This window comes from Mangrovibacterium lignilyticum, from assembly GCF_010882175.1.
Lineage (GTDB): Bacteria > Bacteroidota > Bacteroidia > Bacteroidales > Prolixibacteraceae > Mangrovibacterium > Mangrovibacterium lignilyticum.
The window spans coordinates 1,129,925-1,152,621 of the sequence record NZ_WKLH01000002.1; the positions used below are offsets into that span (position 1 = coordinate 1,129,925).

Sequence of the window (22,697 nt, forward strand, 5' to 3'; positions counted from 1 at the left end):
AGTTACTTTTGGGGGCTGAATTGAATTCTAAAACAGTGCATGCCCGCCTCAAATCGATAGTCGACTTGCCAGCCTTGAACCTCACAAATTTTATTGACAATTGCGAGTCCAAGTCCAACCGACTTTGACGAAGAGTTTTCTTTATAAAAGCGGGCAAACAACCGTTCGGAATTACGAATCGGAGCTTCACCGGAATTACATATTTCCAGCTGTTCCTTTAAAATGTTGATTTGAATTTTTCCTTTGGGACTATTGTGATTGACGCTGTTCGAAAATAAATTATTAATCACAATGTCTGCCAGTACCGGGTTGGTTTCCAACATCAACTCTGCCTTTACAAGCGTTTCAGCTTGAATTTCCTTTAGTTCCAACAACTCATGAAAATCCTGAAGTTTTTCTTCAATCAACAAGTTTACACTTAGTATCTTTGAGTCTACAAACTGGTTATTTTCAATCTTAGTGAGTAAAACCAAACCTTGATTTAAACGGGAAAGCCGTCGCACCGAGTTGAATACAGAGCGAATAGTTTCCGTTTGTTGCGTACTTAACTCACTGTCATCGATCAAAGCTTCCAACTTAGCCGTAATAATAGCAAGGGGTGTCTGTATTTCATGTGAGGCGTCTTCTGTAAATTGTTTCAGACTTCTGTAATCATCACTGATCTTTGTCGTTAACAGGGAAAGCACCTCATTAAGCTCATCAAACTCCTGTATATTAGTCTGTTTTAATTGAACAGGGAAATGATCCTTCACCGAAAACTGCTTGATCGTTTTAAGATTTTGATAAAAAGGCGCCCAAATCTTAACCATCACCTTCCGACTTAGGAACACAAGACTTCCGGTAAACAATATCAAAGTCAGAAAGATGACAACCACCAAAGTAATCGCTAAATCTTCCGATTCAATTTTTGATTCGCGAACGGTTATGAGATAATGCTGTCCATTTGCGTGAACGGTCTTGCTAAGTTGTCGATATTCTTCGTATTCGTCTTCGTAGTTATTATAAATCACCGTGTCTGAGTATAAAGGGGGGAGATTTGCAGCTGATATTTTTGAAACCTCAACTAACGACGGCAGATAGTTGATCTCCTCCCCTTGCTTTAGCATTGTTTCGATTTGCAGAGTGCTATTTTTCAGTTTTTCCTCCAATTGAATAGATACGACAATAGAAATGCTGTAATAGATCACTATTCCAGCGATAATTAAGCATAAAAAGGAATAGGCAATGTAATTTCGATTTAGTTTCTTAATGAGCTTCATAGATCAGTAAATTTATAGCCCATACCGTAAATCGTCTTTACATAATCCGTACCTCCTTCTTTCACTATTTTCTTTCGAAGGTTGTTAATATGAGTGTAGATAAAGTCAAAATTATCGGCAGCGTCAATATGATCTCCCCATAAATGCTCCGCGATGACTTCTTTGGTTAGCACCCGATTTTTATTCACCAGGAAGAAAAGCAGCAAATCGTATTCTTTGCGGGTCAAGGAAAGCGTGTTTGTCTTTACAGATGCGGTCTTACTTTCGGTATCTAAAGTGAACTCGTTAAACTGAAGCTTACTTGATCCTTCAAAATGATGACGACGCAGTACCGCCTTAATGCGGGAGTTTAGTTCTGATAGCTGAAAGGGCTTTGTCATATAATCATCCGCCCCCAAATCAAGACCTGTTACCTTGTCGTCAAGTGAATTTTTTGCAGAAAGTATGATAACTCCTGTTTTCGCATGAACCTTTTTAATCGCCTTCATCAACTCTAATCCGTTACCATCTGGCAACCCTATATCCAATAGTAAAAGGTCGTAATTGTATATCGCGACTTTTTCCATGGCCTCTGTCAGATTAGTCACTTGCTCGCAGATATATCCATTTTTCGACAGATAACTGTCAATGACTGCTGACAATTCTGTTTCATCTTCAATGATTAACAATTTCATAGCGGAAATTAACAATTAAAATCTAAAGGAAATCTAAAGATCCTTTTTAATTCGAATCGCAAAGAAACACTACGGGGTGCATGTCATTCCGATAATAATCGGAATGAACACATCTGAAGGAAACGAGCCACGAAAAGCCTGCCCGGCTTGCGCGGTCAGACGGGCGAGTTCCCCTTTACCGTTGCGGGAAGCGTAAATAACTTTGTTAGAAATTTGAGTGTAATAGGTAAAATATAACCAACAAGAAGAATATCTATGAAAACCAGCATCTTTGACGGTCACAAAACCAAAGGAAGAGTTATACTAAAAAACGAGAGCATGGAGTCGAGTCTTTAAATTGAAATCATATGTCTGGCAACTGATACCCCAAGAAATAACAATCCAACCCGCTTTAGAATACGAACAAAAAAAGGGGAAATTCCCCTTTCGTTCAGTCCTCTCCTGGCAGCATGATGAAAATTGCTGGAGCTGGATTATCAATATGATGAGCTGAAACAACAGCCTTCAAAGTAACCAACCGGGTTTCAGGCTCCGATTGGAGTTCCCGTTTCTCATTGTCTAACCAACTCATATCTGCCGGAAGCTGAAACAGCACCTTGAAAAACAATAGCGCACCACCCTTTGACTTTCTAGCCTGGACGGCGAACATAAACAACAAATCCCACAACCGACCATCCAAATCCTGATGCTCCATTCCTTCGGGTTTCTGGATGTACCGGTTCCATACCGTCCCGGTCATGAGCACTGGGTAAACAATCCCTGCTTCTTCCGAAATCTTGCTATCAACTGATACCAATACACCATCAGCAAGAGCTTGCTTGGTTGTGTAAGAAGAAATATTTTGAAACTCTTTTGACATATAAAACACCCTTGCCCTGGGGATTTTTGTTGGCATCTGGCTCGCCGGTTAAACTCAAATTCTGAGTTTCTACCATTGAGCTATCCGGATTAAGGCAAGGGGAACGCGTTAGCGGGATTCATATACCCTTGACTTTTCCGGGAAGCGATCAATAACTTTCGGTAAATTTGAGGAGTAATCATTACAGCTAAAAGGGACAATCTAAGGACCTTTAGAAACTCAATAATCTTAGAATCTCAACTGCAATACTTACCTAACTGAAATTTAATTAATAAGTTATTGCTCCATGCTACTCTCTACTGATAACTTCTTTAATTTTAGCTGTGATTTTATGGTAAAACACAATCTACTAGGCAAACTATCCTATCATCGTAATAAATTACCCAGTTCATTTACGATTGCTACTAAGTTGTGACTATGGCTAAAAAGGATATCGATAAGAATCTATTAATAGATAGAATCAAAAAAGCATACAAATTAAAAGAGATCAAGACCTCGCAAGATTTCTGGGGGTTCCCCTATCTACTTTTTCCTCTTGGAGAAGTAGAAATAATATCAACTTCGACCTGATATATGAAAAATGTGAGAACCTAAACTGGAACTACATAATCTATGGCTACCCTCCCTATTTTCTAGAGCACAGTAAACAGAATGACAATACCGCACCAGAACAAAAAATTGATAACGTCAAATCCGAAACTGAATTACTAAATGCATTGATAAGAAAGAAAGATCAATTGATAGACATTCTGCTAGAAGAGGTACACCGTCTAAAATCCGTACTCTTCGGGAAAGGACATGCTGAATCTAGTGCAAATAAGCAATCTGAGAATAGTTTAAAATGACTATTTGAAAAAACGCTTTTTTGATTCGTCTCCATTTGTCGGCTGAAGAAAGTGATGAATCACTTTGACAAACATTTGAGAACAAGATGAAACTTCAAAAAACTTATAAAAACTTCTAATACAGCAATTCTACATAAACGTCAACAAACGTTCTTGTTCCAGCCCCTTCTTTTGTGTATCGAGGATAACCAGTAGTTTTTCTATTTCAGGGTACTGCTGGCGATTTATATTCTCCAGCAAATGTACTTGTTGATCATATAAGTCAGATAGTCCATATCGACTAATGAGTTGTTCAATATTTGGCGGTATAAAAAAATCACATCGGTGAGCGGGCAAATGCCTCCGGTATTCATGGATGTAGATACTCAAACCAGCCGGATCAAAATCGCCAAAATGCAGATAGTTGTTTGATAGGGTCTGAAGCCACCTGTTTGGACTGTTGCTCATATACCGCAAAACAATCACCAGTTCCTGCTGGGGGAAAAGCTGAGCCAATTTTTCAAATTTCAGAAAACACTCCGGATTCTCAATCCCGACAACTAGTGCTGTCTTTGAAATTTGCAAGTGCTCCGGCTGATGAACAAACAACTCGATGCCTTGGGGCTCCGGTAGAACTATCTTTCCGGAAATCCGCATTTCAGAATTTATTGCCTTGATAAAAAATCCCTGCAAACTTTTACCACGAAATGTCTTGGTGGATTTGGAAGCCCCAAGTGAGCTCACCCCGTCGGAAGCATCATTCTCAAATTCTGCAATATAATTTTCCAACGAAAGAATACCATTCTGTACCCTAAGATAGTTTTGCAATACTTCCGCGTTTATACAAACATAACCAGATCGGCGGTTACCTAGAGCCCTCTTTTGAATGATTCCATCCTCACAAAATCGCTTCAGTAAGTTTTTTGACTTAATCTCACTTGGATTTAGTTGCTCACCATCCTGCAATCGAATCAGACAACGGGCAAATGACAGAGGCAGTGGCTTAGAGCTCATGACTAATCAGTTTGGTAATACCTGTTTTATTTGACTTCGGATTCTTTCGAAACATATAGATATGCCTGTAATCCTGTTCATTGTGCGAATTTGGCGATCCATTAATCAGGTGGATGTTTCGTTCACTCGCAAAAGTAATTAGCCCTGTCACATTACTATCGTGCAGGATCCCTACTTCATCAATCAAACAATGCAAAATCGTATCGATTTTCTGGGTGGAACCATTACTTTTAAAGATATGCAACAAATTAATGTATATCATCGACTTGACCAATACATCAGTTCCGTTTGATCCTACATTTGCCAGACGGCTGACCCAGTTCGTATCGTTCTCGTTTTCGCGAATCCTAAATTCAAGGTCAAAAGCATCTTCCAGTTTCAGAACCTTTGACTTCGCCTGTCCTATTTGCGACAGCAAGCTTTCCAGTAATTTTACCGCTTCATCATTATTGCTGTCCGAACCACCTTGATTGAATAAATTGATTTCCCCGTAGTTTAGATTGTTCTCGGACTGGAATTTCCTTATTTTCCGCAAAAGCTGAATGATCTTATCGGAACTTTCCTGAAGGCGCATTTCAATACTTTTAACAACACCAACAAAATTCGATTTCTTAAAATCGGTATTGATCCGTTTTATCACTTTAGCAACATCTTCTTCCTTCTGCAGCAACTCATTGGTTTCATTGACGATATTTATCAATACCATCGCATACTTCCGCGTCACTTCTGTTTTAAAATCTATAATCTTCTGTTCGCGAACAAACTCTCTCAAATTTTCAGAAAAGGCCCGATATTGCAACCTGCCGGATAAGCTGGTTTCAAATCCAAGACAATTGTGTTCACTGAAATAACCGGAAAACTCCGTAATCCGCTCTGTGAATTGCTTATCATACTTTTCATATTCAAGAGCTAACTCCTGCAACTTGCGAATATTTTGATCACAGTCCCACTTCTCTGCTTTATCGTGGTGTTCAATAAAATTTTGTAGTTCGTCAAACAAATGACTCTTGCTAAAGAGATCAAAAGTGCTTAACTCACGCTTTAGTTCTCCGATTGTTTTAGAAAGCTCTTCTTTTTGATTTTGTAACAATTTCAGTTCTGCTTTCTCCTTATTTATTCTATTGGTGTGGAGTTGCTGCAGATGCTCTAAATCATTTTCCTGCGTTTTTCGATTTTGACGGAATTCGTCCAATCGGTCAATGTATTCTGCCGAATCTTTTTTGTACTCAATTATTGTCGGGTAGTTTTTCGCTATCTCTGATAATTTGCCTTTTACGGTTTTTTGCACATCCTCCAATCGCCGAATTTCTGTTGTATCCACCCCTTTTTCGTTCAAAAGTGAGTTTCGTTGTTCCTGCAGCGTTTGGATCTGGACATTGAATTTTTCTGTAATCTCTTTTTTCCCTGACTTTATTTTATCATCTAGTTCTATCAACTGATTGCTGATCTTTTTCTCTTGTCCTCTTTTAATTGATTCAATTTCATGGATGGACTTTTGAAACTGCTGTTGTAGCTTTTCTAGAAAATCCAGAATTTTCTGTTGTTCGACTTTCAGCTTGTGTTTTTCTTCTTCCTTTTTTACCAATTCCTGGCGTTTCAGGTTTTCAGCTTTCTCCTTTAATTCTTCCAGAGCGATCCCACATTTTTCAAGGTCAATATCAATCTTATCTATCTGATAGGCGCTTTGGGCGATTTCCTGACTAAGCTCTGAAATTTTCTTGTTGTACTTTTTCTGAAGTTTATCTTTCTGATCCTGCGTTTCCTGTTGATGTTGTTCAACGAGTTTGCTTTGTTCTTTCAACTGGTTCTTGAAAGCTTCCAACTTTTCCTCCAGTTTTGATTTTGAGATTTCCAGCGGTTGAAGTTGCTCCAGGGAAAGATCCAGACCATAAATACTATTTCCATCTTTCAGTGAAGGCTTTAAATCACTCTTCAGCAAAACATCCCGAGAAATTACTTTTCCAATTGATTGATGCCAGTCTGGTTTATTTTGGTCCAAAAACTCTAAAAGTGAACCGGATAAAGCCTGCAGCTCTGATTGCAATTGTTCTATCTCTTTTTCCAGTGATTTCTTCTTTTCGGACAAGACCTCATTCTCTTTGTTTTTCTTCAGACTAAAAACCTCGGATTCTTGTTCACCTTCCTTTATCGCGTTTTCTTTCTTTATCCCTGCAACCAATTTTTCCGAAATAAGAGTTTGTCTTTTTCCCGAAAGCTCCTGTTGTTTCTGAACTTGCTTTTCAACCTCTTCCTTCAAAAAAGTAGTCTTCTGTACGCCCTCAATTTGATGGTCAATATCACGCAGCTTCTGGTCAACGATCGTTTTATCTTCTTTTTGTTCGTCCAGCTTACCGTTGTGGTCTTTTGTAGTCTGTTCCTTTTTCTTATAGAATGTATTAAGCAGATCAGCTGAATCCTGCTGGAGTTTTTCTTTCTCTTTGGAAAGAGAACGTTCAAAATCCAGAATGATTTGCTGACATTGTGTTTCCAGCCGCTGCTTGTCAGTCTGATACTGACTCTCAACATCTTTCAAACTTGAAGTCAGCAAAGCCAGTTGTGCTTCTATTTGAGATTTTTCTGTTTCATATGCTGGCTTTTTAGCATGTTCATCCAGAATTTGCTGGATATTTTTAGCAGCATAGGCTTTTGCCAATTGGTTGGCTTTTGCAATATCTCTTTTTATAGGGGATAACTTGTCTTGGATGCGCCGTTGACTCACCAAAAATTCAGCTTCGATCCTTTCAATTCTTTCAGATTGATCTTGTACCTTTTGTCCAATCACGTTCTGATCGTCTTCCAGTTCACGCTCCTTATCTTTTGCCAAATTATATGAAGCACCTATTTGCCACGCCAGCTCCTTCTTTCCATCTTCCATTTGAAGAAGCTTTTCATACTGGGTCACTATGTTCTGCGCCTTTTTCTCATGAAGGAGATACTCTGAAACATCTCGGTAATCATTTCTGGCTGTCTCGATATGGTGCCGGTTGGCATCCAGGTTCAGTTCAAATGGATCATCACTCAACGAGTTTATGATCGTCGTTTTGATAAAGCCCCCATCAAGCGAGGAGTTCAAAAAGATGTTTGAAATCGTTCTGGGGATATTTTGATAGGCAGGATTTTGAAGTACATGAAACCGGTTCATTCCCTTGTTCGCACCGTAAATAATGTCACGGTATTCGGTAAAGTTATGGATCGGTCGGTGCACCTTATATCCCTGTTGATTGGCCTTTTCGATCACCTGTCCTTCTGTTAATGCCTGCTGCTGAGAGATAAAAAGTTCGCGATTGTATGGCCCGTCAATGAATCGAAAACATAAGCGGTTTTGTTTTTTGTACAACCAAACACAAAAGTTACGGCTTTCCTGACTCACCTCGTAAACAATATAGGAATCGGCATACGGAAAATAGTAGTCGCTAAAAGACGATTTCTCTTTCGAAATTCCCAGCTTGCGGGCATCAGCATTGTAGAAAAACAAAATAGCCCGGAGCAATGTACTTTTGCCGGTTCCCTGTGTTCCAATAAAATGAATATTTCCATCCAGTTGAAGTTCGTAAAAATCAACAGTTGCGCTATTAATCAGCACAATGCGGCTTAATTGTTTCATCTCAGTTTAATTCCTCTGGTTGGTTACTAATTTCTTCGTCTTGAATATTCACAGCCATGACTAACTTTTCCATGTAATCCCATGAATCCAGAATCTTCCAGGTTTGATCCATTTCATTTTCAAGATCAATAAAACCTTCCTTTTGCACTTCCCGAATCAGATCATTGAGCATCTCCTGGTAATTTCTGCCGGGATTTATACGTTTTTGTAAATCGGTTAACTGTTCTTTCAACGACAAGTTGATATCGATCTGTTGCAAAATGTCGAAAAGCTTGAAACGCGCCCCTCGGCACAAATCCTTTCTAAAAGTTGTAAAGAATGCCAGTATATCGAGCCAGCGCAAAGCCTTTTCTATCTTGTTCTCCACATTCTGGTTGCTTTCATTTGGTCGTGAGAAATAGTAATAGTTGTTCCCATTTTCCAGTTGATATCCAATTTCTGTGAATTTAGGCTCCAGCTCATAAATATTCTCTTCAATATATTGATACAGGTAACGACGTTGTGCGTTTATCGCATTGGAGCATATAAACTGTCCTTTGCTCAGAATATCAAATATTTCTGCAGTTCTGTTGTTTGAATCTATCATTAGACTGGATCGTTTATCGTGTTAGTAGTTTGGGGATTGGCTGTTGTTAAATTCGACGCCGGATAAATGAGTGCATACTCGAGGTTTTCAAACCGGCCGGTTTCCTCAGAGAACGTAAAATCCGCTTCGAATAGCGAGGCAAGCCGACAGTATAGTTGAATACGTTTGTTGATGGAGATTTCTTCGGCAAACTGATGATGCATGACAAAAGAAAAGAGGTCCTGGTTTTTCCCCATGAAGACTCGTTTCAATGCATGGTAATTGAAAACACTGTCTATCTCATTTTTATCATTGAAAGCTTCATCAGATATGCTGCCGGCGGTATTCTGAGCTAAAAGTCGCTGGTTTTGCTGTTTTTCCCGAACCTTTAAGATCAGCTTCCGTTTTTCTTCCTCATTCAACATATCCTGAATGGATAGTCGGGTACGGAAGCCTTCGGCCTTCCTTAAAGGAAGATCCTGATTGGCTCCGACGATCCAATAAAAATTGGTTCGTTCTTTCAGGTAGTGTTTATCCCGCAGCATCTTCAATCGCAACACTTTCTCAACAACATGAACCCGTTTTTCGATATGGTTTAGGTATTCAATAATCTGTTGCTGAATTTCAATAAGATTATGGATGCTGTCATTCAAGGCCAATCGTAACCGATGGACGATAAGCTGCAACTCCGCATCAGCCGCTGTTTTGAAAAATATATCGTCCTGCAATACGCGTTCAACGGCTTTAATCACTCCCTCCAGTGCATCTCTTTGATTTCTGATGTCCGTTAACTTCTCCTTCTTAATCTCAAAATTTGTTTCTGTTTTATAGGTTTCATCAGTATTATCCCGAAGTGCCTTTATATTTTGTAGGGTGGTTTGGTTAATCCGGTACAAGTGTTTCTTGATTTTGACCAGATATTGATCTCGTTTGCTGGGTTGATTCTCTTTTAAATAATAGGATTGGTTTTTCTTAATCTGATCAAGGTTCTCCTGGATATACAGAACATGAACCGTTTCGTCCACTTCCATAAATTCCTCGAAAAATTCCTGCAATCGAGGTTCAAGGCTAATCAGGCCTTGATTTCGGAATAGAAGGTCAAAAGCGGCCAGCCGTTCCAGCTTCTCCGTATCATGCTCAACCAACGAAACGACCATTTCTTCCTGTATCGGAGACATCCGTTTATCAAACATTCCTGAGAAAAGCTTTCGGTATTTATATAGCTCGCTAAGCAGATCTTCTATCTTTTCAAATTTAGCCATTCTTGTTCTAACTCATTGGTTAAACACTCAATGCAACACACTTGGGTTCAATAAGGAATTGATCATTTCCGTAGTTTACTTTCCAGCGTCTCTTTCAAATCCAATCCCTTGGAGGTTAACCGATATTTTTGATTTTTACTGGTCGATTTCTCCGGCAAAGTCATTTCAATTAAGCCTTCTTTTAAAGCTGGTTCAAGATAATTAATCGCAAAATGCGGTCTGTTTTTTAATTCAAGAATCTCCATCAGCTGAGGCCTGCTCATTTCACCTTTTAAAACCAGCACCAAACGATGGGGCAATTCTACTATCTCCGAGAATAGCTCGGATACATCATGTATGTTGTCATGTTCGGCGTCATGTATGGTATCATGTTCGGCATCATGTATGGCTTCAGCTGAAGGTCGCCAAATCGTCACCTTAAAACCTTCATCAAGAACAATAAGAGGCGGTCTTAATCCTCGTTCTTCTGTTAGTTTAAACATCTCAAGTGTTCCCGTACCATAGCGCTCAATTTCTCCTGTCAAAAACATACAACCTGCAAGTAACGGATTATGAGGATAGGAACTATGAGGTTCTTTCAAATCATTTATGTCCAACTCTGGTGGTAAACTGCCAGGATTAGTTACTTCAATTCGATCCCTGAAAACCGAAACTTGTATACTGCCTTTGCTATAGTAATCACGGTGAGCCACTGCATTAATAATTGCTTCAGAGATAACAGCACGAGGAATTTCGTAAATAGTCTCAACCTGATTACTTTTTTCTCTGGTACCGGTCGATAAGCTTATTTTAGAAAGAACAAAATTTACAGCTTCGTCAGCAACTTCAAAAACAGTTCCACCAAACTCTTTGTAGTCTGGAATCGGCTTTTGCACTTGTATCCCATGAAAATGAGCGCACTTAATAGTTGATGATGGAAAAAACAATTGAGGATCAGGAGCAAAAGCTAGTAAAGCACTGTTTACAAGCTTTCCATTCTTGATCATTCTTAAATGTTTCAATACTTGATCAACTGATGCTGTCTCTTTTAAGGGAAAGCTTCTCTTATTTCTCGCTATAATGACAAACTCTTTAACTTTATCTTCATCCAATGAGAGTATGTCTGCAGAAGGATGTAGCGAATCGTCAAAATCGTGACTTTCAATCTTTCCTGTTTGCTTTAAATACAGAACTGCTGAATTATAAACTTCCTTTTTCAGCAAATCAAGATTGGAAAATTTCTTTCTGGAAACATCTTGCTCAATTTTCCGGATTAAGGCAATTTCTTTGGGATGGCGATCTGCTCCGCCGATGTCCTTTATAAAAATCCATCTGGGTATATGTTCCGCTTTTGCCTGATCATATTCTCTTTCAGTTGGAGAAACCCCCATTTCATCTTCAAAGCCATATAATGTTCCCAATAACCCAATATAAATATCCGATTCCTTTGCTTCGGTCAAGTACACCTTGCCTGGCGAATGAGTATTGGCAGGAACTTCTTCAAAAATAAAGGGTTCAAAAAATGTTCCAAGTAACGGATCTTGCCTTAGATAACTTGCCAGCTCTACCCGCTCATTGGCAAACTCGTTCTGGACACTTGATATAAATACTTTTAGCTTCTTCACAATAACAATTCTTTCACGTTCTAATGGTGATACGCTTTAATATGGTAAATATAGCATTTACGAATTTTAATCTCTAACTAAATCAGAAGCATTCGATCCATCACTTGGGGAAGAAAAAATTAGCTGTTCTAAGGCAACAACAGCGCTGCAGTAAAGTCTGGATATTTCTGTGTAATTGTGCCGCAACTTCGAAAACCAACAATCCAAAGTCACTCCTAAATCTCTCAAAGTTCTCCGAACATTTTAGAGAAACTATCAGAGAATCCAAAACCGTATAGCAGTATACAAAACGGGAGTCGGCAAATGCTTACTCTAATTCAACCAAATAACACTAATCACGGTATTGTTAAAAGTTGGATATATACATTTCTCGTAAAGCTTTACTCCCCGAATATCACTGTAAGAGCTAAACCATTCACTTGCATCAACTGATTCTGTATCTTCACATTTAATACCATGATTAAAGTAGTCACCAGCAACAGTCAATGGTGGTAGTCTTTTGGAGGAATGCTCCAAGAAGTATTTAAAGGGAAAATCTACAGAACTCCAATAGCGTTCGATTGTATTGCTCTTTGAAAAGACAACCATTATAGGATAAGTATTTACCTCTATAAATCGAAGAAGCGTCGCAGAAAGACTTGTTCCAAACTCTTTTGATAAATATTCAATTACAGAAAAATCGAACTTTCTATTTTGTTGAGCGCACTTCTTGAACCTCCCTATTGGCATTAATAAGTTCGAAGCAAAATAATCAGCTTCAGTCTCAACAAGATTTTTTCTCAAAAATCTGTAGTAAGACTTATGTAACGATTTTCCCTTCATTAAAGCGTTCCGGTGATCATCAATAAAGTAATGACCTAACTCATGAGCAAATGAAAATCTGAGGCGGTTATTATCAGAGGACAGGATAGACTGTGTATTCAAGTAAACATGAAAATCTCCTGAATCATGCTCAAGAAGACCATCAAAGCAATCGCCGTATTCACCATAATTATAAGTAATACCAGATTGTTCAGCAATGAACTCAGGAAGAATCTTACCTGTGGGGCAATAATCAGTAGAAATAAATTCAGCCAAATTGGCTAATTCCTTTTTTCTGTATTCATTTATTTCCATCCTGTTTCTTCTTTGCCTCTTCCTTATCTTTCTTCATTTTCTCGAGAACGTCTTCCGGAATATCTTTCCCTTCTCGTGCTGCTAATGCCCAATTTCTGTCTGCTTCAGAATTGTCTTTGATAATATGTTTCTTCTCGAGTTTCATCTTCCCTTTATTGACAAATGCAAAGTCGGGAGATTCAAACTCTTTTGGCAGAGGTATTTCTTCCATATTTTCCTCATAACATGACATTTGCTTATCTGTTGTAGGAAATATATATCCATAAGATTTTAGTGCATTCTCAAGATATTCCTCAAAATCTTCGTTGTATATTTTAATTTTATCTTTCATGTTCATTGACGTTTAGCTTAATAAATTGGAATTTGTTGTTATATAAGCTTTTACCTTATCCAATGCTCTTTTTCTTATCTGTCTGATATTAACAGCGGTCGTATCGTACTTTTGACTTAATTCTAATAAAATTTCATCTGGTATGTGCTTGTGTTCTTCTTTGTACATCAAGCAGGTTAAGAGAATTTCCCGTTCTCTTTCTTTCAGTTGATCTAATGCCTCATTTAATATTTTTTTCTCAGGAGTCTCAGTGTCAATAATCTCATCTTTCTCTGGAACAGTCGCAATTACCTTTTCGTTCAACGAAATATTTCGCTTGCTTTCATTTAGTTTAAACTCACTTATAAGATCTAGAGTTTCATGATATGCTATTTTTGAAATCCAGGTAGATAACTTACTTTTCTTAGCATCATATGTCGGATGTTCATAGATTGTTGTCATCGTATTATAAAAAACACATTTTGCTAATTCTTCAGTATTAGAAACATCTATTTTTCTGCAAACCGAATAACATAGAGACCATAATAATCTGCTATACTTTTCGTAAAATATACCAAAAGCTTGTTGTGCTTCTGCTGCTTCTTCATCTTTTAAAGACATTAAAAAAAACAAGTCTTCGTCTGTATATGAAGTAATAGTCTCCTTCTTACCTCCCTTTACATCCATATTGTGTCATTTAATTTATACCCGTAAGCGTGACAAGCAATTTTGCAATACGCTAGTTTCTCCAAAGTTATAAAAAATGTCACGCTTTGTGGTATAATGACTATGTAAAAGAAAACTGAATGCAATAACAACAGATTAACGTAACCACACAACTTGATTTCGAAATAGCTACAAGCTCTTGTTAAGCTTCTAGATAAATCGAATTTAGAGAAGTGTAAATGGTTCGAGAAAAAATGAGCAAGGTATTGAAGTGAGAACATATGGTTATTATAAAGACGATTTTTTATACACTTTAAATTATATTTTATGATTAGGAATAATGGGGCGCCTGAAACGCAAAAAGAAAGAATTCCCTTGAAATTTATTATCGAAGGGAAAGAGTATGAAACCTTCGATCAGTACAAAACGGGTGCAGAACTGAAACAATTGGCTGGTATTCCGTTAGAAACACAGTTATTTTTGTCTATCAGTAAACCTTATATGGATGAGCTGATCGAAAACGAAAAATCAGTGAATCTGGCAAGGCCCGAGACCGAGTATTTTTTCGTCAAAAAAAAGCTGCATTTTACGATCAACAAAGTGATGTACACCTGGTATAAACAGTATATCAGAGGAATTCAAATCCGGGAGCTCGGTAAAATTCCCGATTCCGATTTGATATTTCTTGATCTTCCCGGTGGATGGAAAGACGATCAAATCACAAATGATGAAGTGGTCGACTTAGCCCGACCAGGTGTAGAACATTTCGTGTCTCGCCATGATACGAACGAGATAGTACTCATCGTAAATGGGTCTCAAAAGCCATTCAATAAGTCAAAGATTTCCTATGAAGAGGTGGTCAAACTGGCCTTTGGCAACTATGATCCGAGTCGCGGTTACAAGGTTAAATATACCGATGGACCTCATCAAAACCCCAAAGGTATGATGTCTCAGGGGACGGAAGTATTTGTTAAAAACAAAATGAATTTCAATGTCGCAAGTACTCATCAATCGTAGTTCGGATCTGCTTAGATTGCAGAACGAAAATTACGAGATAGAAGTATGTGGTGGATATTTAGTTATCCACCATATACCTTATCTTAATCGTTCAAAAGAAATAAAGTCCGGTCTTTTAGTTATGAGTTTAACGACATCAGGAAATATTGTCGGTAAACCAGGAGATCATACTGCATATTTTGTTGGAGAAAGACCTTGTAACATTAATGGTAGCTTTGTCCCATCACTTGTAAATTCACCTCGAAAGCAACTATTGGTTGGCGATATAGTTAGTGATTTCTTTCTTTCGTGTCATCCCGATGGTCGCAAGTATACAGACTATTACGATAAGGTCACGACATATGCCAGTATAATATCCTCTCCTGCATTAAACCTGGACAAAGAAGCATGTGATAAAATCAAAAGGCCAATTGTAGTACATGAGGACGACAGTCCAATGGCCTACATGGATACAAATGCCAGTCGAGCTAATGTTACATTTCTTAACGAGTTATTTCGGCCTCTTAAAATTGCATTGGTCGGAGTTGGTGGTACTGGTTCCTATATCCTTGATTTCATCTCAAAAACACCTGTGAAAGAGATCCATTTGTACGATTTGGATGTTTTTAATACTCACAATGCCTTTCGCGCTCCAGGAGCGGCTTCTGTTGAAGAGCTGGAAGAACAGCTTTCAAAAGTGGAATACTTAGCCCGACGATACAGTAAAATGCACACGCGTATTATCCCTCACAAAGAGCATATCACGCCAGATAACATTGATGTGCTCAAAGAAATGAATTATATTTTCTTAAGCGTTGATAGCGTTTGTGTGAGAAAAGAAATTGGAGGTTATTTGATTGACAAAGGACTATCTTTCATTGATTCAGGACTCGGTGTCAATCTATCAGAAAACAAACTTTCGGGCTTGGTACGAATCACTTCTGGATTTCCAGGGCGTTATGGGCATATCAAGGAAGCTTTTGGTGGCGACGATGCGAAAGATGATGTTTACGCTAGTAACATACAAATAGCGGAACTTAATGCTTTGGCTGCTATCCATGCCATAATAAGATGGAAAAAAATGTTAGGTTTTTACCATGACATAACTTGCGAAGCCAATTCAATGTATTCGATCAATGATAACGATTTACTCAATGAATAAGATGAAAGTTAACGAATTTTCAGTTCAATTTGTCGAATACATGCCTGAAGAAATTCTTCAAGGGGAGTTGTATGTTTCCATGAAGTATTCTGTTGTCATTCATTCCTGTGCCTGTGGGTGTGGCGAAAAAGTTGTGACACCGTTGTCGCCCGATGACTGGCATCTGAGCTACGATGGAGAAACGATCTCGCTCAAGCCATCTATCGGCAATTGGGATTTTCCGTGCCAATCTCATTACTGGATTAGAGAAAATAAAGTAATTAATGCTGAAGCGTGGGACAATCAAGAAGCTTACAAACGGACTCCTTGGGTTTCCAGAAAGAATTCTAAATTATCTAAAAAGAAAAAAGGATGGAAAAGATTTTTTGAGTTCATATTTAGTTGACTTTGGTTTTCACTGATTCTTTATAGCAAGATGCAGCAGGACACAATTCCCGCTGCATCTTACTGAAATCGACAAACAATTTTCGACAAATTTGAGGAGTAACTACAATCCCGTTTTAGCTATACTAATAGTGACATTCGGTTCCAGATTATAAACTCAAACACAAAACCTCATTAATTTTCATTTATAAAAAGACTTTGTCACAAATTGTAAACGTGCCCTTTCTTGGGCTCTCCTTTATCTTTTCGTACAATTGTTGGCTTAATCCAGATTAATTTTGTTTCCGACAAATTCTCTCCAAAAGGTTGCTTTCTCCAATGACCACGTCTCCAGTGTGGTTCGACCTCATTGTCCGACTCCTTTCTGTCAAAATATGCCTTCAATTTATGGCCTACTAAATGCACCTTACTGTATGAAAACTTAGAGAGTTTTTTTTCTAACTTATTCCTTATTTGTGTCTTACTAGCTTTGTATAATTCTTCTAATATTTCGTTTGCTTGTTCGTTAGTCGCAAAGACTTCAATATCCAGTTCATTGGCACTCAAATAGCAAATACAGTTGACTATTAGTTTTAAAGCTTTGTCCATGAGGACATATTCTTTCCACTCTGATTTAAAACATTTTTCGGGTTCATTGGTGAGACGACTAAGCTTACCATATCCAATCTCTCCAAGTTCGGCTTTTTCATCCCAATAATCACAAAAAATTACGGTTGATTCATTAAATGTCGTTTCTTCATCATATTCAGTATGGCTTTCATCTTTATTCCGTTTACCAAAGCTTAATGTAAAGTCGAAAGTCGGAAACCTGTGATCATTTACAACATTTACATTTTTGGTAAAGCTATCATTAGTGTCTTTGAAGCATAATTGAATATCTATGCAGTTCTCGCTTGTCATCGAAATAAATGCACCATCCAAAAGAAATTTCTTCTTTTGATAGTATTCATCCTCATCTTCAATTGTCTCAAAATTGAACGGCTCTGCAACGTAAGCATCAAATTTTTGTTCATAATATTCTACTGGATATTCTAGTGCTTCGAGCGTACCAAAATGAAAATAGATCGTCTTATATGGTAATTTAAAATCTCGAAATCTAATATCTCCAACATCCGTTTTTTCTAGAAGTCTCAGTAAAAATGGTGTGATTTCAAAAATATTACGGCCACATTGACTAAACCGAATGTAGTCTCGAGCAACTATCACCTCCTGTTCTAGTTTTCGATGAACAACTATCATTTCTTCAGCTTTCGTAAGCCAGTTTGACCATTCTTTCCACTCTTGCGATTGCATTTGTATTTTTTGCAGTCCGCTCCACTTCTTATATTCGTCGGCGGTTGGATTTACCGGAAGCTCGTACTGATATTTCTGCATTCTATGCAAAATGTCATCTCGTTCATCCAAAATCTCATCAGGTAAGAAAGAACCTTCATGCCACTCATGAACAGGCTTACGAATAAACTCTCGCAATACGTCTATATCACTTTCATCACCAATTCTTTTGCTAAAATCAGGGTCAAAATCAGCGCCTTTGAACGCGCTAAGCATTTTCTTCGCATAATAACGGTTTGCGGAGTACCTTTCTGGAAAAAATTTCTCTTTGTTACTCATAGCTTAGTTGTTTTACGACTACTTCTTCTTTTGTATTGCTGCTAATGAGCCAGCATCAATAATTATCATCCGTCCTACACTCCTCAACTTTGATATTAAATAGTTCTAAAAGGCGCATTAATACATCGTTAGGCATATCAGGGAAATCTGGGATATTAAATGCGTCAATATATTCCCTTGCCTCTTCTGGATTAATTCCAACCTCTCTTGCAATAACAGTATATACATCTTGCTCGGTACAAATCTTCTCGAGAAAAGTACTTTTGAAGTTCATTTTTATGATCGTCTTAAAAGTGTATTTGTAATCGTCCACATTTTTGACTCCATGAAGCTTTACCAACTTAGCAAAAGAAGAATTAGATTTTTTCGCAAGTGTGTTCACTATGAAGGTTGACCGAGATAGCACTTTTAAGTCAGCGAGAGAAATATTAAAACAATAATTATTAATATTGTCTAACACAAACAAAAAACCCTTATCAATCAGCAATCGATTCAATTGATTATTAGACAAATATCCCATAATCCTAGATTCTAATACGCTTCTTATATATCTAGAATTGCTTTCTTTGTTTGGTAACTTTGTTCGATATATAAAGTATTTGTCAACTAAATCAGAAATTTGATTCAGAGAGGCAATAGACATCTGTGTTTCGTTAGTTTCCATATGTTCTGTTATTTTAACAATTCTGTGATTCTTTTTTTGTTGTTTGTATTTTTCCAGTTGTTTTTTCATTATATCAACCTATTTTTTTATTGCTTAGTGATCGAAATAAGCTAAATAGGACAACGGAAAACCTTAATCAAAACATTTTGTTACAACATCCAAAAGTTCAGAACCATTAAGTTAACTGCAATCTATCTTTCCAAAGCTTCTCATCAATAGCAGGCACTACAATGTTCAAGACTTTCCTAGGCCTTGTCATCGCGACATAGATAGCTCTAATTTCTTCTTGCTTAGATCCAGTGAGCTCCCAATAATCCGTTTTCAGGAAATTTTTATATTTCCCGGAGGTACCTGCATGCTCACTAATTAAAAGCAGTACACCCTCAAACGTACATCCCTTCGCGGAATGAATAGTACCGTGATAATATGGATAGCTGTGAGTATTCACATCACTAAATAAAGATTCTATTGGTACGTTTGATTTCGCCTTCGTTATTCCAATTTCAATCTGCAATTCTTTCAATACATCGTTTGCGTCATTAATCCATTGCGATAGAGTTACATTCTTTGTATCAGGGAGTAACGAAATAAAGTCATATACCATTTTTCGGTATTGCACGAATCCTTCTTTTTCCTCCTCCTTTTTAATATCTGCGCGTCTTGCATGTGCAACCTGTTGAAGCCCTTTGTAAAGCCCTTGCTCAACTAACCTAAAACCATCTTTTAGCAGTCCCTCTTCATACAGGTATTTTCCTTGGACGATGTCTCGGATGTGGTAGAATCCATTTTTCCAAGGTAGTTCACCGGCATTAGGTACTCGCCCAAAATATTTTTGAAAACTTTTCGATCGATAAAGGACAGCGACATTCCTTGTGTTTACATCAATACCATTATCTGCACATTCTTTTAAGAATGGGGTTATTATCTCTACCTGAAAATCCATCCCCTCTTCATACTCTACAGCAATGATTCTGGGAGTGTGTGTAAAATCAAATACTTCACCTTTTTCATTTGGTTTTGAAACGTCCTCTCCAATTAGGGTATTCGTACAACTACAAATATTTGAGGAACTTCTTCTATTTATGTCTAAGTCCAGGGGAGTCCATTCCTTGTATTTATCTAAAAACAATGAAGGCTTAGCTTCATTCCATTCAAAAATAGCTTGATTCGGATCCCCTATTAGCATGACTTCCTTTAGACCATTACTTACCAAAATATTTATGATTTCCATTTGAATATCATTGGTATCCTGAGCCTCATCCACAACCAAATATGGAAAACGATTAACTAGATTCTGAGCAAATAAAGGAAATTCTTTTAGAACCATCATTGAATGAAAGTTGGCATCAGATTGATTACAAAACCCTCTTCGAATTAAATTCATTTTTGCCCAAAACACATTTCCTTTGCCTTCTCTTAGCCTCAAGGGAATTTGACTTCCTTTTCTAATAGCTAAAGAGCCTTTAATGTCAAAAGTTATGTCATCAAAGAAAGAATCAGCATAGAACCGTCCACTCCATTTGGAATGTGGTTCTCCAACGAGATTGGGGCGTTCTTTTGTTCCTAATACTAAATGGCCGAAAGGTAAAAACACATATTTATTCAAGAAGCTATCAATAGTTCCAACAAAATGTGGGTAAGGAAGAGGTGTGCGGATTCCAAAATCATCAGTCAACTTTTCGTTGATTTCTTTCCATGCTGTATTGGAAAAGGAAATAGCAGCGATACCTTGATGGTGAAAGTCTTGTTTCAATAAAGTAGCTATCCTAGCTGCTACGGAGTATGTTTTACCGCTCCCAGGGCAAGCCTTTACTACAACTTTCCCTCTTGCGTCAACAATTTGTTGCTGTAACTCACTTAGACTCATATCGTCTCCCCATTAATAACCCAACTAATTCCTTCTGAAATATATTCCGGAACAACAAAGCGTTTTCGCAGGTGGTGTTGAGATTCCAGCAATACAGACAAGTGATGAGCCAGTTCTGATTTATCTTTATTTGAATAAAGCTTTATGAGAACCTCTTGCGCTTGCTTTTCCAGACTTTCAGTTGACGGGAGCAGTACTATTCGTTGATGCATTTTTGAGTAAACTAATTTTATTAGCCTCAGGTTGAATCTATCTGCAATCATCAACTCGTACTCAAATGTAATCTCTGCTAGTTTCACTTTCAAATTTCCTCTCTCCAGCTCACGAATAATTGCAGCTCTAGGTGATTCTTTTTCCTTTAACGCTTCAAGAATGCTTGTAATTTCATCTATCGGGTATCCTACTAAATCAACATTGGCTAATTCCGTTTCTTGTATTCGATTTAAAGAATCTACAATTTCTGCATTCTTCAGCCTTTCAAATACTATTTTCGCAGATGCTTCATCTATCTGTTCTGAAATAAAACTTCGAATCGAGACTTGACCTCTATCGTCATCAGTCAGGGCAGAGCATCGAGCTAACAATCTCTTAACAGGTTCATCAGAATTAAACAATTTAGCAAAATGATCAAATGCAACCCCTCCCAAGTTGACCAATTCAACACCATTTTTATCAAGATCTTCACCAATAATTTTCGATAGCACTGGCAACAATAATGCTTCGGAAATTCCTTCAACTAAAACGACACCATTTGCAAAGAACAGTTGAGACTTTGTTACATCGAGAAATTTTGCCAAATACTTTTTGTTTTTTTCATCCAACTCTGAGAAATTAACTGAAAAAGCATCAATCCTATTTGCTTGCCGTTGTAAGACAGTTATAAAGTTTAAATCTGACTTTGCGGTTATTGTTGGCGAATGTGAAGTAATAAATATTTGAATTCCAGATTCATTTAAGGAACTTAGATACTGAAAAAAGGTATTTTGCTTTTGTGGATGTAAATGCGCCTCGGGTTCTTCAATAAGTAATGCTTCGAAATACTTGTCTTTCGCTTCACCCGATTCCACTTTTTTTATCAAATCACCAAGGACTGTACCTGCATAGATAAGGTTATTTTCTCCTAGTCCGTTTTGACTAATCTTGAAATATTTTTGGCTGGTAGTTCCGCCTTGAGGATTATCAAAAACAGGCTTCCTCGCTTGAATACTATCAACAATACCTTCGTACGTGTATGGCAAAAAGCTAAACTCAACATTAGGTTCCTTCCCGTTAATAGCTGAGTGTGTGATGTGTTCCAGTACTTTATTATTACCGGTTTTTATCACATTGCTCCATGAGTTTCCGTCAAATGCTCGCTGAATATCCTGTACTAAACGACTTCTGACTTCTTCTGACAGATCGATAGAATTATCTCCGTCCTTATAACTTTTCAAGTTTTTGTAAAGCTCGGCAATTTTATTTCCATAAGTGTGAGGCTTCAACTTTTCAACAGCATCTCTCAAAGCACTGAGGTACGTATGGTCTATTAATTGTAAAGCTTCTACCGGGACTGTTTGCCCTTCATTCTCTCCTCCCCAAACTGACCACCTTAATATTGACTTCTCATTCCTGAACTCCAAAAAGTATCTAAAATGTAGTTCGATAGTTTGGTAACCTGCATTTTGTTGATCTTGCCTAATGAAATCGTGAAATATAGCTCTTTCCTCTTCCGTCTCAATTTCAAATACCAAGTCGAACTTTATTTCATTTGATTGGTTTCCGGGATCGTTGCAATCAATATAAAAATCCTCATCCTTTTTGATGTAGACTTCTCGTGTTTGACTACCGTAGCTTAAACACAATCTTAAAGCATCAATTATTGCTGTCTTTCCGGTATTGTTTTCACCAATAATTATATTTACGCCTTTTTGAAACTTTAAGTGCAACTGATCGATCGACCTAAATTTTGAAATCGAGAATTCTTTAATAAACATGTTGTTGTTAGTCAATATTTAGCTAAATCAACAAGATACAAATGAACTTTAATTAAATCCATCATAATTCCAATCAAGTTTTCAACACTTGCTAACTATTCAACAAAAGACAAAATGTAAATGACTCTTATTGAGTTCCCGCAACAGGGCAAAAAATAAGCATATAAACAGGGGCAAAATTAGAAGGTATAGCTTTTCTTGATCAAGGCCACTATTTAAGTTGCAAATCTGTAAGGACGAAGAAATCGCCCCTTCACTTCAAGATTGTTGTTACCAACAATTT

19 protein-coding genes are annotated in these 22,697 nt (G+C 37.6%); 4 read left to right on the top strand and 15 right to left on the bottom strand.

The genetic code is table 11. The features are described from left to right. Window positions 1–2: 2 nt before the first annotated feature. The 3 genes from GJV22_RS11720 to GJV22_RS11730 all read right to left on the bottom strand — a co-directional run bounded on the left by GJV22_RS11720 (window position 3) and on the right by GJV22_RS11730 (window position 2,828). On the bottom strand, window positions 3–1,259 hold the full coding sequence (locus GJV22_RS11720; protein WP_163713402.1) for a sensor histidine kinase: 1,257 nt from the start codon (window positions 1,257–1,259) through the stop codon (window positions 3–5). Beyond that, window positions 1,256–1,933 carry a response regulator transcription factor gene (locus tag GJV22_RS11725; RefSeq protein ID WP_163713405.1) on the bottom strand — a complete coding sequence of 226 codons (678 nt, stop codon included), beginning with the start codon at window positions 1,931–1,933 and terminating at the stop codon, window positions 1,256–1,258. The genes GJV22_RS11720 and GJV22_RS11725 overlap by 4 nt, the downstream gene beginning before the upstream one ends. 430 nt (window positions 1,934–2,363) lie before the next feature. Then, a complete protein-coding gene (locus tag GJV22_RS11730) occupies window positions 2,364–2,828 on the bottom strand; it encodes a DUF6573 family protein (RefSeq protein ID WP_163713407.1) in 465 nt (154 codons plus the stop codon). 440 nt (window positions 2,829–3,268) lie between these two features. On the opposite strand from GJV22_RS11730, the gene GJV22_RS22425 reads away from it, so the two are divergent. Next, a complete protein-coding gene (locus GJV22_RS22425) occupies window positions 3,269–3,637 on the top strand; it encodes a helix-turn-helix domain-containing protein (RefSeq protein ID WP_394367551.1) in 369 nt (122 codons plus the stop codon). Window positions 3,638–3,766: 129 nt separating this feature from the next. Here the strand turns inward: GJV22_RS22425 and GJV22_RS11740 are convergent, their stop codons facing one another. The 8 genes from GJV22_RS11740 to GJV22_RS11775 all read right to left on the bottom strand — a co-directional run bounded on the left by GJV22_RS11740 (window position 3,767) and on the right by GJV22_RS11775 (window position 13,778). Then, entirely contained in the window at window positions 3,767–4,405 is a 639-nt protein-coding gene (locus GJV22_RS11740; RefSeq protein ID WP_163713410.1) for a DUF7281 domain-containing protein, read from the bottom strand. 214 nt (window positions 4,406–4,619) lie between these two features. Beyond that, window positions 4,620–8,234 carry an ATP-binding protein gene (locus GJV22_RS11745; protein WP_163713413.1) on the bottom strand — a complete coding sequence of 1,205 codons (3,615 nt, stop codon included), beginning with the start codon at window positions 8,232–8,234 and terminating at the stop codon, window positions 4,620–4,622. Between the two features lies 1 nt (window position 8,235). Then, window positions 8,236–8,820, bottom strand: a complete 585-nt coding sequence (locus tag GJV22_RS11750) for a condensin complex protein MksE (protein WP_163713415.1) — start codon at window positions 8,818–8,820, stop codon at window positions 8,236–8,238. Then, window positions 8,820–10,061 (bottom strand): hypothetical protein, encoded by a 1,242-nt coding sequence (locus GJV22_RS11755; RefSeq protein ID WP_163713418.1) that lies wholly within the window; start codon window positions 10,059–10,061, stop codon window positions 8,820–8,822. Before GJV22_RS11755 ends, GJV22_RS11750 begins: the two co-directional genes overlap by 1 nt. 62 nt (window positions 10,062–10,123) lie before the next feature. Then, window positions 10,124–11,665: a Fic family protein gene (locus GJV22_RS11760; protein ID WP_163713421.1), complete on the bottom strand. Its 1,542-nt coding sequence runs from the start codon at window positions 11,663–11,665 to the stop codon at window positions 10,124–10,126. A 312-nt stretch (window positions 11,666–11,977) separates the two neighbouring features. Further along, window positions 11,978–12,781 carry an ImmA/IrrE family metallo-endopeptidase gene (locus GJV22_RS11765; RefSeq protein WP_163713423.1) on the bottom strand — a complete coding sequence of 268 codons (804 nt, stop codon included), beginning with the start codon at window positions 12,779–12,781 and terminating at the stop codon, window positions 11,978–11,980. Beyond that, on the bottom strand, window positions 12,768–13,112 hold the full coding sequence (locus tag GJV22_RS11770) for a hypothetical protein (RefSeq protein ID WP_163713427.1): 345 nt from the start codon (window positions 13,110–13,112) through the stop codon (window positions 12,768–12,770). Before GJV22_RS11770 ends, GJV22_RS11765 begins: the two co-directional genes overlap by 14 nt. Before the next feature lie 12 nt (window positions 13,113–13,124). Further along, a complete protein-coding gene (locus tag GJV22_RS11775) occupies window positions 13,125–13,778 on the bottom strand; it encodes an RNA polymerase sigma factor (protein ID WP_163713430.1) in 654 nt (217 codons plus the stop codon). A 306-nt stretch (window positions 13,779–14,084) separates the two neighbouring features. Between GJV22_RS11775 and GJV22_RS11780 the strand changes: the two genes are divergently transcribed. Genes GJV22_RS11780 through GJV22_RS11790 form a run of 3 tightly spaced genes read left to right on the top strand, consistent with a single transcriptional unit; the run spans window position 14,085 to window position 16,300 of the window. Beyond that, window positions 14,085–14,774 carry a multiubiquitin domain-containing protein gene (locus tag GJV22_RS11780; protein ID WP_163713433.1) on the top strand — a complete coding sequence of 230 codons (690 nt, stop codon included), beginning with the start codon at window positions 14,085–14,087 and terminating at the stop codon, window positions 14,772–14,774. Beyond that, window positions 14,749–15,915, top strand: a complete 1,167-nt coding sequence (locus tag GJV22_RS11785) for a ThiF family adenylyltransferase (protein ID WP_163713437.1) — start codon at window positions 14,749–14,751, stop codon at window positions 15,913–15,915. Before GJV22_RS11780 ends, GJV22_RS11785 begins: the two co-directional genes overlap by 26 nt. Continuing rightward, window positions 15,908–16,300 carry a DUF6527 family protein gene (locus tag GJV22_RS11790; RefSeq protein WP_205461843.1) on the top strand — a complete coding sequence of 131 codons (393 nt, stop codon included), beginning with the start codon at window positions 15,908–15,910 and terminating at the stop codon, window positions 16,298–16,300. Before GJV22_RS11785 ends, GJV22_RS11790 begins: the two co-directional genes overlap by 8 nt. A gap of 200 nt (window positions 16,301–16,500) precedes the next feature. Here the strand turns inward: GJV22_RS11790 and GJV22_RS11795 are convergent, their stop codons facing one another. The 4 genes from GJV22_RS11795 to GJV22_RS11810 form a co-directional block, all read right to left on the bottom strand. Beyond that, entirely contained in the window at window positions 16,501–17,910 is a 1,410-nt protein-coding gene (locus tag GJV22_RS11795) for a hypothetical protein (protein WP_163713440.1), read from the bottom strand. A gap of 55 nt (window positions 17,911–17,965) precedes the next feature. Next, window positions 17,966–18,643, bottom strand: a complete 678-nt coding sequence (locus GJV22_RS11800) for a hypothetical protein (RefSeq protein ID WP_163713443.1) — start codon at window positions 18,641–18,643, stop codon at window positions 17,966–17,968. 106 nt (window positions 18,644–18,749) lie between these two features. Next, window positions 18,750–20,441 (bottom strand): ATP-dependent helicase, encoded by a 1,692-nt coding sequence (locus GJV22_RS11805; RefSeq protein ID WP_163713445.1) that lies wholly within the window; start codon window positions 20,439–20,441, stop codon window positions 18,750–18,752. Further along, window positions 20,438–22,414 (bottom strand): ATP-dependent nuclease, encoded by a 1,977-nt coding sequence (locus tag GJV22_RS11810; protein WP_163713449.1) that lies wholly within the window; start codon window positions 22,412–22,414, stop codon window positions 20,438–20,440. Before GJV22_RS11810 ends, GJV22_RS11805 begins: the two co-directional genes overlap by 4 nt. Window positions 22,415–22,697 lie beyond the last annotated feature (283 nt).